The organism is Endozoicomonas sp. ALD040, from assembly GCF_049275945.1.
In the GTDB taxonomy this organism is placed as follows: domain Bacteria; phylum Pseudomonadota; class Gammaproteobacteria; order Pseudomonadales; family Endozoicomonadaceae; genus Endozoicomonas_A.
Map to the genome: position 1 here is coordinate 2,897,206 of NZ_CP184829.1, position 12,144 is coordinate 2,909,349.

Below are 12,144 nucleotides of genomic sequence, written 5' to 3' on the forward strand. Positions count from 1 at the left end.
TTCTCAGTGACGGTGATCAGGATTCCGGATAAAAGGCCTTGGCCAGACTCAAAGCTGTTTCTCCGGTTCTGGGACCCAGACCTCCCAGCAGTAATCGACCGTCTACGGGAATAACACGGGCATTTTTACCCGCAGGCGTCTGTTTCAAAACAGGCTGGCTGTCGAACAACTGTTCCATGGTGAGGCCACGACCACGATCCGAATAGATAATCACATCAGGAGCGAGGGTCAACAGCGATTCATTGGAAAGAGGTTTATAGCTGTTGAACTGAGCTTCTGCAGGATTAAAACCACCGGCCAGCTTGATCAGGGCATTGGCTTCGGTACCGGCACCGGAAACGGAGGGGTTTCTGCCTTCCATGGCCAGCAGGAACAGGACTCTGGGTTTATCTTTGCCTTCGGCCAGTTGCTGTGAGGCTTTCAGGTCGTTCTCGATGGATTGCCAGAGAGCGTCGCCTTCTTTCTCTTTATCCAGCAATTTCGCCAACGAATGTATTCGCTTGTGAATGCTTTCGGCAGAGTTGTCGGTGGCGTAGGATTCAACTTCCAGACCCGCCATTTCCAGTTGAGTGATGGTGGTTTTTGGACCCATGTCGTCTGTGCCAATGAGCATGTCAGGCTTCAGTGCCAGAATACCTTCGGCAGAGAGCTGCTTGTGATAGCCGAGTTTGGGCAGTTTGTTAACCTGAGGAGGGTAGTTACTGGTGAGATCCACTGCTACCAGCTGGTCACCAGCACCCAGTGCGTAAATGATTTCAGTAATACCACTGCCGGCAGAAACAATACGTTTCTCCTCTGCTGAACGGTTGTTCTGGGCGTTGGTCACTGCTGCCGTTGTGAAGAGAGACACTGGCAGCAGGAAAGCCATTGCCAGAGAGGCCAGAAGCTTCTTTCCAGGCACTGTGTTCATGGACTTTTCTCCTCCATAAGGACTTGTGCGGCAGTGATTTCGTGCTCACTTAAAAACATCATTAGCTCAACCAGGTTACCCAGAGGTGCTTCCTGATCACCCGCGATCAGGACCGTGGTGTCAGGCGCTTGCTTGACGCGGGCCAGCAGCGCCTGACTAAACACTTTAAAACTGTCGTATTTATTCTCTGCCAGTGCCCAGGGCTGACCATTTGCCAGAATACTTACGGTCAGTGTTTCAGGCTCCTCAGTCAGGGCAGCTTCTTCACGGCTGGCTTCAGGCAGATTCACAGGCAGACTCAGGGTTTGCACATTGGCTGTGAACAGAAGGAAAACCATGACAATAAAGACAACATCCAGCAGCGGTGTCAGATCCGCTGCGGAAAAAGAGGCGTTTGTTTCGTCACTATCGGAAATACGAATCATGCTGGAACGGCCTCAGGACAGGTGCCGGTTTCCTGATTAAGGGCAATGCCATCGTCGTTCATTTTCAGGCCTTCCAGCAGCAGGTTGGCATGGTTCAGGGCAAACTCCAGTTTGGACACATAGTGATTGGCCCAGATGCCAAAACCGTGAGCGGCTGCCAGGGATGGAATGGCCACCATCAGACCAAAGGCGGTGGTGAACATCGCTTCCCAGAGGCCGCCAGCCAGAATATCCGGTGTTACCGGGCCCTGTACTTCAGAAATTCCCTGGAACATACCAATAAGGCCAAGAACGGTGCCCAGTAGTCCCAACATAGGTGCCAGAATACCAATCAGCATCAGTGGTTTCAGCCAGGCATGAAGGGTGTTTTTTTGTTTCAGGAGCCAGAGGCCTGCTACTTCTTCACGCATCTCTTTTTCGCAGTCATTGTGGCTCAACAGAATAGCGATACCCTTGCGAACACCTTTTCCGGCAACAAGGTTTTTGCAGAGTTTGTTCTGGCTATTATTGCAGTGGGAGCAGCCGCGAACTTCATTGAGCAGGGTATTCATGCTTTTTTTATTGAGGCTGGGCAGCAGCGTAAAAGTGATCAGTCTTTCCAGGATAAGAGCCAGACTGATGCAGGAGATAATGATCAGGGGCCAGCCCATGAGTCCCAGGGAAGAGATCTGTTCCAGTAACATCAATTAATACCTGTTTTTTATCTTCAAAATCTTCTATTTTGGGTGAGCCAGAGGCTGTTAATTCAGTTGGAATGCCACGGGAATATGGACCCGGGAAGCCACCAGCCGGTTGTTACGCTTCTGGGGTTCGAACTCCCAGTCTTCAACCGCTGCAATAGCCGACCGGTCGAGTAGCCTGAAACCGGACGACTCCAGCACTTTTATGCTCATTGCATGGCCTTCAATATCTATCAGGACTTCCAGCATAACGACGCCCTGCTGGTTTCTTCGTTGCGCAGTGCGCGGGTATTTGGGAGGGACGGACTTGCGAATAGCAGGTCTGGAGACGAAAACAGGCTCGTTGCTGAGACCTTCTGCTTCACTCTTTTCTGTGGCGGTTTTGACTACCTGAGTCTCTGCTTCTTTTTTGGGCGGTTCCGGTTTTTTCTCGACCACCTTTTCTGGCTCAGGTTCTTTTTTAACTTCGGGCTTTTCAGGTTGCGGCTCTGGTTCCGCTATCTTGACGACGTTTTTCTTTGGCTCTGGTTTCTTGATGGGCGTTGGTTTTTTCTCGACAGGTTTGGGGGTATCCCTGACAGGCTCCGGCTGGGGAGCAGCCTGCTGCACTGAAGAAAAGGTCATTCTGATGGGAGCCCTGATGCTGCCCTGAGCCACTTTAGTCTGCTCAACTTCCTGCTGACCATGGTAGATAGCCGCTGCCATATGTACGGAAATGGAGATGATCAATGTGAGTAGCAGCGTTCGAGACATAATCGGTTTACTTGTGCATTGGCGAGTGAAGATTACTGCAACTTTAAGACGTATTCAATAAGTCAAATGATAATAATTCGCATTTATTGGGTGCGCTGCAGTAACCGTCACAGGGTTAAAAGTCAGAACATATAGCGCACGTTCAGCTTGATATTGCGACCCGGCTCGTAGAGTGTTTCCCAGGCAGAAATGTAGTACTCGTTCATCAGGTTGTTGACTGTCAGATCGGTCTTGATGCCTTTCAAAGCGCCGGTAGTTGGCTCATAACTAGCGTAAAGGTCGACCAGATCGTAGCTGTCGTATGAGGACTGGCCGTCGTAATCGGAACGAATATCTTCCTGAGCACTGACATAGGTGTACCGTGAACCAATTTTCAGGTCACCCTGCAGCATCAGGTAGGCAGCATCTGCAACCACTTTGTCGGCCGGTATGTTATCCAGATATTCACCCGTCTTTTTATCTTCGCCACGGGTCTGGCCGTAGGACAGGCCGAGCTGGATATCCTGGTAACGATACTGGCCGGCCAACTCAAAGCCCTTCAATTGAGCTTCATCAACATTCTTCCAGGTTGTTTTGGTTGGAACACCAAAGATGTTTGGATCATAAACGAACTGGGTAATGAAGTTATCCACATCGTTCTGGAAGACGTTGGCTGTGATGGTCAGTTCATCATCACTCAGAAGGCCAGCAAAATTCATCCGGGCTGAAATTTCCTTATTCTTCGCTTCTTCAGGTTTGAGGTTCGGGTTGGGTACGAACCTGTTGGTGCCAACTGGCGTTGCAAAGTGAGTTCCTGTAGAGAACATTTCTTCCATATTCGGTGCGCGGAAGGCTTCATTGTAACTGGCAGTCAGAGTCAGCCAATCAGTGGTGTCCCAGATCAGGGCAACAGAAGGGGAGACTGCGTTGTCAGACTGTTTCTTGTCTTCAATGTCGGAGTCAGGACGGTTGTCCTTGGTCTCAAAGCGGTCATATCGAACCCCGGTTTGCAAAGTCCATGCCTCTGCCAAAGGAACATCTGCCTGAACAAAAGCACCTGCAGTGGTGGACTCGCCATCGAGATTTTCCGGGCGATTACCTTCATTTCCGAAGTCATCACGAACTGTTTCAATGGTGTTTTTGTAGGCATCAAGACCATAGGTTAAATCTAAATGAGTCAGCTTTGATACGTTGGTAAACGCTGCACCCAATGTCTTGTATCGGGTATTATCAGTCTGCTCGTCTTCAATACGATACTCATCAAATTCAGTATCGGTGTAAAACAGCTGGAACTTGCTGTCCACCAAAACGCTGTCAGGATTAAAAAGATAAGCAGCAGACAGGTTGGTGTTGGTGGACTCTTGAATAATCAATGGGGAGTCCGTATCTACAGCCGTTGCGGGATTGCTGGGAACTTTGGCATTGGTTTGAGCCTGCTGAGCTTTAAACTCAAGACGACTGTCGTCATTCAGCTGCCAGCCCAGTTTGGCCATACCACCCTGTTCGCGGGAGCCGGAGTTCTCAACCTCGTCTCCATTCCCTTCGCCGCTGGTCCCTGTTTCATAGTTACCACCGTCGTTATAGTAGCCATTGAGCAACCAGTCGAAGTTGTCATTCACACCATAAAGCGAGCCGCTGGTGCGGGATTCATTATTGTTACTGTGGAAGCCTTGGGATACATAGCCACCCAAAGTTTCACCGGGTTCCAGCATTTCTTCTGCGGATTTGGTGTTTTGCACAACGACACCGCCGATAGCACCTGAACCCCACAGGTTACTGGATGGACCCTTAACCACCTCAATAGATTTCAGCAGTTCCGGGTCTGTGAAATAACTACCACGGTGGCCGTTGGAGAAGTTTTGGCGGGCACCATCGGTGATCTGAAGAACACGAGTGCCTTCCAGACCGCGAATATTAATGTTCTGGGAGCTAGTGCGCGGGCCACCACTGACGGATACGTTTGGCAGAGACTGGACGGCTTGAGCCACAGACTCAGGTTGTTCCTGCTGGATCTGATACTGGTCTACGACTTCAATCGTCTGGGCTACATCGGTGATGTCTTTTTCAGATCGGGTGGCAGTGACTGTCACCTGATTGAGAAGGGTTGCATTGGTCTGAGGTGTGCTGTCTGCGTAAACAAAACCGGAAGACACTGCCATGACAGCAATTGCCAGTCTACTTTTGGTAAACGTCATTGTTGGCCTACGTGTACTGCTATTAGAGGATTCTTTATAGGGATCAATCACACAAGCGCAGTGTTCTGAATACCCCGAAGCGCTTGTGATGATGTTGCAGGATAATATGCAAAACACAACCTAAACGCAAATCATTATCATTTGTATAAAGAAATTGGTTTTTGCGATTGTGATATTTTTGGTTGCTCTGTAGGTTTTTTTTTACAGGTTTGTAATTTTCATTCTGCTTTGCTTCCTGCCGGGAGTCTGTCGGACTTAAGCGTCCGTCTGGGCGACCCCGTCTGGGCGACCCCGTCTGGGCGACCCCGTCTGGGCGACCCCGTCCAGGTGGACGCTTAAGTTCGACAGGCTGCTGGTTTTCGGTTGCCTTATTCTGTCTTGCATCTAAAGTGGTAGCTTATACACTGTGCAAATCTCGCAAAGGTCTCGGTATGTTTGTAACTCTCGTTCCGCCAGTGTTTGGAGTTGTTGTACGAGCAACATATTTCAGTCCTTCCTATCTGGTCTGGGGCAATTATCCAATACATCATCAGCAGCAAATAAATTTTTGTAACAGGTTTGATTGGCTGGATCGGCCCACTGGAATTTTTATCCACGGGATTAGATTTTCAACGAACACGGGTGATGTTTTCTGGGGGTTTGATACATATTTTTTCCGTGAGCAGGTACTACTGGACTGGCTAGTGAATTTTATTCCACTAGCGTCCTTTTCTAATGGGTTCTAAAGTCAAATGAGGCCTGTTCCAACATGATTTTCGCTTGGCGAATAGGCTTTAGTGACACTCCTTGCCTTGTCAAAGAGGTGTGAAATGAAAAAGACACTACTGGCGCTAACTGGTGTGGTGATCATCACAGTGGGCTGTCAGGATGAGAAACCGCCGGAGACAAGTGCGGTTGACGGTCCTCAGGCAACACATCAGAAAAACGCAATTGATGTAGCTCCAATCGAAGAAGAGCAGCTGACCAACACCGATACTTTTGTCGATTCTGGTCAAAACGCGCAAAACGCTCTGAATTGGATTGGCATTTACGAAGGTAAACTTCCCTGTGCAGATTGTGCAGGCATCGACACAACGCTGACACTCAATGAAGACGGCACCTACTCACTGGTTGAGTTGTATGAAGGCAAAGAAGGCGACCCAATCAAATCTGGAGGTAAATTCACCTGGAACAAATCGGGCAACGTCGTCACCTTGGTTGACGAGTCAGGTCCAAACCAATACTTCGTTGGTGAAAACATGCTTATGAAACTGGATGTGAACGGCGAGAAGGCAACGGGTGATTTAGCTTCACGCTACAATCTGAAAAAGATGCCCTGATGGTGACACTTGGCAAAGGAGAGTTCGAATGAACTCTCCTCGCCAGAACTACTGCTCGATCTTATGCTTCAGAGTGGCTTCAACCCGGCGGTTGGCGGCACGTCCTTCAGCTGTTTCATTGCTGGCAGCAGGCTGATCTTCGCCGTAACCAACGGCTGTGATGCTGTCGCCTGCAATACCATAATCATTGATGAGAATGTTGCGAACTGCATCTGCACGACGCTGTGACAAGTTTTTGTTGTATTCCTCAGCACCTCTGTTGTCGGTGTAACCTCCAATCTCCACAGGTACTTCAGGGTAGGCTTTCAGGAACTGAACCACTTCGTCGACGTTATCAATCTCGCCGGTTACCACGGCAGAGTTGGTAGCAAAATTGACGCTGAGCTTCATGCTGATGTCTTTTATCAGTGCGATTTTGCAGCCATTGTCGTCGACTTTGCGGCCTTCGGGAGTATTCGGGCACTGATCCATATAATCCGGAACACCGTCTTTATCGCTGTCCAGTGCACAGCCACTGGCATCAACCGTCGCACCGGCTGGTGTATTTGGGCAATTATCACGACTGTCAGGTACACCGTCCTGGTCGCTATCTGCTTCAACAGGCGCCGGGGCAGGAGCTGAACTTCCACCGAAGGCATAACTGATTCCGACGTTGACCAGACTGTCCCAGGTGCTGTCGTCGGCTCCGTGGATGCCACGAACATCCCCGCGCAGCGACCAGTTTTCGTTAATGGCATAGCGAACACCAACACCGGCGTTGGCCTGTGTTTCCTGAGAGTCATTGAGCTTGCCTTCAAATTCCCCGTGGCCCACACCCAGAATGGCAAAAGGTTGCCACCTGGCTGTCATGGGTTTGAAGTAGTAGAGAGCATCCAGGTAATACTGGTTGACATCGGTATCCCCAATTCTGCTGTCAGCATTGCTGTCGAGAAATCTCAGTTCTGTGGCCCATTGGTCGTTAAAGCGATATTCACCCCCCAGAGTCAGTGTGGTGGCATCGTCCAGATTGCGATCAGAATCAAAATTCTGAAGACCAATCGCAGGGTTGATATACCAGCGTCCTTCGTCAGCATAAACCGAAGCGGCCAATCCGGTGGAAATTACAAAAGCCAGTAACTGTCGTTTTTTATACACGGCTACATTCCTTGGTGTCGTTGGGATGTAGGCGAAGTGTACCTATTTAATGTGCATCTGTTAAATGTCTTTGTGGCGTTAAATGAGATTTCTACCCATATTAGACGACATAGACTTTGTAATATTGTAATGCCTTTATCCAAAAGCAGGTCGTTCAACCTGTACTGAAGTTCTGTATAAACGCGATAGTCAAAAAGAAATTGTAAGAGCCGCAGAAAACTGCGGTCTATACTGGGTATCCATGGTCGGCAATGAGAAGCTGGTTGAGAGCAGACTCTGGCCGATCTGACGTTTATCCAGTCAGGGTGGAACTATGCCTTCAGATTTGAAGACCACTTCTTTTCATTCGTGGTTATTGTTGATCACTGTGTTACTCAAGCTGGGGCTGGCAGCCGGTTCTGCTTTTGCCAAACCCTCTGTTCAATGCACCGGAACACCGGAAAAGCTTGAAGCCGGTCAATCCATCAAAGTGATGACCTGGAATGTGCAGTTTATGGCCGGAGGCATCTATGAACTATGGAAGCCCCCGCAGCAACTCGAAGCTCTGGCTCTTGACAAGCAATTGTCTGTTTTTCATCAGGTAGCAGACCTGATTGAAGAAGAGAACCCTGATATCCTTCTGCTTCAGGAAGTCGACGTAGACCCCAGAGTCAGGATGAACCAGATCCAGTGGTTGAAAGACGCCCTGCCTGTAAGGTTTCATTGCAGTGCCTTCACCGCTTATAGTTATTTGAACGAACGGGCCTCACCGAATGTCCGGAAAGAGCCGGGTGGAGTGAACCTGCTGACCTTATCCCGGTTTGCTATTGACAGTGTCGTCAGGCATGACCTTCCTGCCATACCTGATCAGTCTCTTTATCCTGCGACCACTCAACGGGCCCTGCTGGAGACCGAAATCAACCTGGGAGCCGGGTCACTGACGGTGATTAACACGCATCTGGATGCTTTTGCCCAAGGGCTGGATATTATGCAAAGGCAGGTAAAGCAATTGGCTGAGCGGCTGGACCGGATGGGGGCCGACTCCCTGTGGATTACCGGAGGGGATTTCAATTTGATTCCGCAGGGACAGTATGAGCACCTCGATGACTCCGAGCAGTTCTGGTATCAGAAAGACTCCGAGTTATCCGTACTGACCGACAGGTTTCCGGTTGTTCCAACGCCTCAACAGGCTTCTGGAGAGGAAAGGCAACGGTGGTTCACTAGTCGAACCCGTCAGGATCTGGGTCTGGATCGGACGCTGGATTATCTCTTTTACTCAGCAAAGCTGGATCTAGTGAAGGCCAGAGTGGTCCAAAAAGCTGAAATGCTCTCGGATCATGTGCCTTTAGTGGCGGAGTTCAGATTGCAGAAGAACTGATTTATTTTCAGGATTAACCTGACTGATCTCTCAATTATCAGTCCTGTTCGTCATACTCGGTCACTGACTCGGGAGACGCTGTAACAATCGCATTGACGCCCGAACTTCAGGAATTGCTGTTAAACAATGAGCCTACCTGCGATTCAAAAAACACATCTGGCCCTGGCCGTCATGGCAGTAGCAAATGTCACAGTCAAGGCTGAAGAAGCTTTGCCGTCTATACAACCCACTCTGCTGGACCAGGTGACTGTATCAGCGACACTGACTGAACAGAATCTCGATTCGGTGGCCAGCAGCGTGGATGTCACCACGGCGGATGACATTGAAAAGAGAATGGTCAATGACATTGATGACCTGGTTCGTTACGAGCCGGGGGTCAGGGTCACAAATGATGGCAGAACCGGTGCGGGCAGCTTCAATATTCGTGGGATGGATGCCAACCGGGTCAAGATTACTGTAGACGGAGTGGATCAGGCCAAAGCCTTTGATTCCACCAAAATGTTTTTGCGTTCCCAGCGAAATTTTATTGACCTCGAAACCATCAAGGTCGTTGAAGTCTTAAAAGGTCCGGCATCGACCGTACATGGTAGCGATGCTATTGGCGGTGTTGTTGCTTTTGTCACCAAAGACCCGGCAGACTTTCTTCATCCCGAAGGTAATGACGCCAACGCATCACTGAAGGGGGGATACTCCTCTGCTGACAGTGCCTTTACTGAAACAGCAACGTTTGCTAATCGCAGTGATGATCTGGAAAGCCTGCTGATTTATACCCGTCGCGATGCCAAAGAAACCCGGACCCATGGTGGTGCCGATGTGAAGGGTGAGGCCAGGGAAGAAGCCGACCCCAAGGATATTAGTGTCAATAACGTACTGGGCAAGTTACAGTACCAATTGAACGACGATCATCGTATGGGGCTGACAGTTGAGTGGCGGGAGCTTCACTCTGACACTGATTTATTGTCAATGGTCGGTGTACAGCCCACTGGAAACCCTTCTCCTTACAGCAAATTTGAAGCAGAGGACTCAACAAAACGTCAACGCCTTGGCGTGTTTCATGAGTGGGAAGCGTTCATACCGGTTTTCGATACGCTTAAGTGGACCCTGAACTGGCAGGAAACCGAGACTAATCAGATTACCTACGATGAAATGCTGGTCGAGGTCCCGGGCCCTTCGAAATGGAAAACCCAGGCGAGAAACAAGGATTACATCTACAGGGAAACCAGCTGGCAGCTGGATCTGAAGATGACCAAATGGCTTGACTTCAAATCCTCCGATCACCTTATCAGCTATGGACTGGAGCTGGGAAGAAAAGAGCAGAATAACCTGAACAAGACCACATACGTCAAAAATCCAGCTGGTGAAGAGAATGACATTAGTCGTTATGCGCCGCTGGCGACCGTTGAATCTTCGGGTATCTATCTTCAGGATGAAATAACCCTGCTGGACGATCGTCTGACCGTGACACCAGGCATTCGTTATGACAGTTTTTCACCAGAAACTGAAACGGATCAATACTATAAAAAAGCATATAAAGACAAATCATACGACAGTTGGTCTGGAAAACTGGGCGCTGTTTACAAGTTCACAGACGTATTTTCAGGGTTTGTACAATACAGCCAGGGCTTTGGCACACCTGATTTATTTGCGATGTACTTTGAAGAAATCGTACCTGTCGGTTCAATGAACATTCATGTCATGCCTAATCCCGATCTGGAGCCCGAGAAAAGTGACTCTATTGAAGTAGGATTGAGAGCGAACGGGCGACTTGGAAGTGCAGAAATCACTGCATTTTATAATCGGTATGACGACTTTATTGAAATGGTTCCCCTTGGAACAGTTGGGAGAGATGTTCAGTACCAGTATCAGAATCTGGATGACACAACCATCAAGGGTCTTGAGTTCAAGGGCCAACTCTGGCTGGATGAAGCCATAGGGGCGCCCATTGGAACAAGTTTTAAGACAGCGGTTGCCTGGAGTAAAGGTCAGGGTACTTTCTCCAATGATAAGGGAGAATTATTTAAAGACGATCCTTTAAACAGTATTGCTCCGCTCACCGCTGTTATTGGACTGGCCTATGATTCACCCGATGACAACTGGGGCGGGGAAATGATGTGGACTCTGGTCGCCGCGAAAGATAAAGACGATATCTCTAAAAGCGATATTGCTTCAGACGAGAGTGAAGCAGGGGGCGAACAGTTTGCAACACCTGGCTATGGTCTTGTAGATATGACCACTTATTGTAAGCCCATTAAAGACGTGATTCTCACTGCCGGTATTTTCAACATTACTGACAAGAAATACTGGAAGTGGGATGATGTACGCGGTCTTTCTGACACCTATAAGGGCCTTAACCGTTATACCCAGACCGGCAGGAACTTTTCTGTCAGTGTGAAGTGGGAGATATGACCAGGCTGTGTCACAACTCTGGTTCCCTTGGGAACCCATTCCTTGCCTCAACCTGAAAACTTCCTTTAAAACACACCATTATGTTGCGAATGTTGCCGCCACTCATCATTGAATAGAAGCGCATAAAACCGTCCAACGATCATCGAGAGAACCGGCCCATGTTCGCTCAGGTAGAAAAACGTTTTGATCAGCAAGACCACAAGATCGAGGCTTACCAGTCTGAGAACTGCAAACATTTTGACAAAATAGAAGAAACTCTCGCCATCATCGTAAACCACCTTCGTAAATAGCCACGCCGCCTGGCAACTCGCTTGACGGAGACAGCTACGCTGCCCGTCAGCTCTATGGGTTAGTCTACTTTGTCATACTCTCCATCAGGTCATCAGTAGAACCGTTAATATCAATATTCGGCATGATACTTTGTGGCTTCCAGATGATTCGGTTGTGATAAACACTCACACCAACACCGTTCGTCTGTTCAGCGAAGTATGTGACATTATCGGACAACCCCAAGAAGTGCTTTTTAAATTCATTGGGACCCGTCTTACAGGTGACCTCTAGCTGCCTGTTGCTGTCTTTGATTGAACACTTGCCCTCGAGCGAAAGCATATAGTCGCCTGTAATGCCATTGTAAAAAACAACTCTACGATCAATTTCAAATTGATCCGCTGCTTTCGATAGATTCCTGGATGCGAGTTGGGCATCACGATCACAGCCAGACAGCAATAGAGCCAGTAAGACTGATGTAGAAAAAAATAGCTTTTTCATTTTCTTATTCCCTCTCATTTTTATAGTTCAAATGTCCCCGCATTGCTTAGGCATCGGGCTTAAGTCCTCCCCGAGGGCCGTCATGCACAGGAGATTGCAATCTCTAAGAGACTCTGCACTTGTGCAGAGCCTTTAGTGTGCTTTTGCAACACCCTCTTTACGGCGGGGAGGATGTCAACTGGGGCGGCGGTCACTGCCTTTAAGGGCTCTGGAGATTT

Annotated in this window: 11 protein-coding genes; 4 read left to right on the forward strand and 7 right to left on the reverse strand. The window is 48.9% G+C overall.

Features of this window, described 5'->3' with window-relative positions; translation table 11 throughout:
- Positions 1-16: 16 nt before the first annotated feature.
- From ACOJUN_RS10260 to ACOJUN_RS10280, 5 genes are all read right to left on the reverse strand, one after another.
- Positions 17-910: a heme/hemin ABC transporter substrate-binding protein gene (locus ACOJUN_RS10260; protein ID WP_422136533.1), complete on the reverse strand. Its 894-nt coding sequence runs from the start codon at positions 908-910 to the stop codon at positions 17-19.
- A complete protein-coding gene (locus ACOJUN_RS10265) occupies positions 907-1,335 on the reverse strand; it encodes an ExbD/TolR family protein (RefSeq protein WP_422136534.1) in 429 nt (142 codons plus the stop codon). Before ACOJUN_RS10265 ends, ACOJUN_RS10260 begins: the two co-directional genes overlap by 4 nt.
- A complete protein-coding gene (locus ACOJUN_RS10270) occupies positions 1,332-2,018 on the reverse strand; it encodes a MotA/TolQ/ExbB proton channel family protein (protein ID WP_422136535.1) in 687 nt (228 codons plus the stop codon). The genes ACOJUN_RS10265 and ACOJUN_RS10270 overlap by 4 nt, the downstream gene beginning before the upstream one ends.
- A 57-nt stretch (positions 2,019-2,075) precedes the next feature.
- Positions 2,076-2,768, reverse strand: a complete 693-nt coding sequence (locus tag ACOJUN_RS10275; protein WP_422136536.1) for an energy transducer TonB — start codon at positions 2,766-2,768, stop codon at positions 2,076-2,078.
- A 122-nt stretch (positions 2,769-2,890) separates the two neighbouring features.
- The gene (locus ACOJUN_RS10280) at positions 2,891-4,942 is read right to left on the reverse strand and encodes a TonB-dependent hemoglobin/transferrin/lactoferrin family receptor (protein WP_422136537.1); all 2,052 of its coding nucleotides are present in this window, start codon (positions 4,940-4,942) and stop codon (positions 2,891-2,893) included.
- Positions 4,943-5,751: 809 nt separating this feature from the next.
- Between ACOJUN_RS10280 and ACOJUN_RS10285 the strand changes: the two genes are divergently transcribed.
- Positions 5,752-6,261, forward strand: coding sequence for a copper resistance protein NlpE (locus tag ACOJUN_RS10285; protein WP_422136538.1), 510 nt, complete (start codon positions 5,752-5,754; stop codon positions 6,259-6,261).
- Positions 6,262-6,309: 48 nt separating this feature from the next.
- On the opposite strand, the gene ACOJUN_RS10290 is transcribed toward ACOJUN_RS10285, so the two are convergent.
- Positions 6,310-7,395 (reverse strand): outer membrane beta-barrel protein, encoded by a 1,086-nt coding sequence (locus ACOJUN_RS10290; RefSeq protein ID WP_422136539.1) that lies wholly within the window; start codon positions 7,393-7,395, stop codon positions 6,310-6,312.
- 313 nt (positions 7,396-7,708) lie between these two features.
- On the opposite strand from ACOJUN_RS10290, the gene ACOJUN_RS10295 reads away from it, so the two are divergent.
- The 3 genes from ACOJUN_RS10295 to ACOJUN_RS10305 all read left to right on the forward strand — a co-directional run bounded on the left by ACOJUN_RS10295 (position 7,709) and on the right by ACOJUN_RS10305 (position 11,448).
- Positions 7,709-8,752 (forward strand): endonuclease/exonuclease/phosphatase family protein, encoded by a 1,044-nt coding sequence (locus ACOJUN_RS10295; protein ID WP_422136540.1) that lies wholly within the window; start codon positions 7,709-7,711, stop codon positions 8,750-8,752.
- Between the two features lie 126 nt (positions 8,753-8,878).
- A complete protein-coding gene (locus tag ACOJUN_RS10300) occupies positions 8,879-11,158 on the forward strand; it encodes a TonB-dependent hemoglobin/transferrin/lactoferrin family receptor (protein ID WP_422136541.1) in 2,280 nt (759 codons plus the stop codon).
- Positions 11,159-11,316: 158 nt separating this feature from the next.
- Entirely contained in the window at positions 11,317-11,448 is a 132-nt protein-coding gene (locus tag ACOJUN_RS10305; RefSeq protein ID WP_422136542.1) for a hypothetical protein, read from the forward strand.
- A 64-nt stretch (positions 11,449-11,512) separates the two neighbouring features.
- Here the strand turns inward: ACOJUN_RS10305 and ACOJUN_RS10310 are convergent, their stop codons facing one another.
- Positions 11,513-11,926 (reverse strand): hypothetical protein, encoded by a 414-nt coding sequence (locus ACOJUN_RS10310; RefSeq protein WP_422136543.1) that lies wholly within the window; start codon positions 11,924-11,926, stop codon positions 11,513-11,515.
- Positions 11,927-12,144 lie beyond the last annotated feature (218 nt).

What these genes read in the sequence shown, in the direction of transcription:
- ACOJUN_RS10300 (WP_422136541.1), top strand. Translation starts at nt 8,879, where the DNA reads ATGAGCCTACCTGCGATTCAAAAAACACATCTGGCCCTGGCCGTCATG.
- ACOJUN_RS10305 (WP_422136542.1), top strand. Translation starts at nt 11,317, where the DNA reads ATGTTCGCTCAGGTAGAAAAACGTTTTGATCAGCAAGACCACAAGATC.
- ACOJUN_RS10275 (WP_422136536.1), bottom strand. Translation starts at nt 2,768, where the DNA reads ATGTCTCGAACGCTGCTACTCACATTGATCATCTCCATTTCCGTACAT.
- ACOJUN_RS10285 (WP_422136538.1), top strand. Translation starts at nt 5,752, where the DNA reads ATGAAAAAGACACTACTGGCGCTAACTGGTGTGGTGATCATCACAGTG.
- ACOJUN_RS10310 (WP_422136543.1), bottom strand. Translation starts at nt 11,926, where the DNA reads ATGAAAAAGCTATTTTTTTCTACATCAGTCTTACTGGCTCTATTGCTG.
- ACOJUN_RS10280 (WP_422136537.1), bottom strand. Translation starts at nt 4,942, where the DNA reads ATGACGTTTACCAAAAGTAGACTGGCAATTGCTGTCATGGCAGTGTCT.
- ACOJUN_RS10260 (WP_422136533.1), bottom strand. Translation starts at nt 910, where the DNA reads ATGAACACAGTGCCTGGAAAGAAGCTTCTGGCCTCTCTGGCAATGGCT.
- ACOJUN_RS10265 (WP_422136534.1), bottom strand. Translation starts at nt 1,335, where the DNA reads ATGATTCGTATTTCCGATAGTGACGAAACAAACGCCTCTTTTTCCGCA.
- ACOJUN_RS10270 (WP_422136535.1), bottom strand. Translation starts at nt 2,018, where the DNA reads ATGTTACTGGAACAGATCTCTTCCCTGGGACTCATGGGCTGGCCCCTG.
- ACOJUN_RS10295 (WP_422136540.1), top strand. Translation starts at nt 7,709, where the DNA reads ATGCCTTCAGATTTGAAGACCACTTCTTTTCATTCGTGGTTATTGTTG.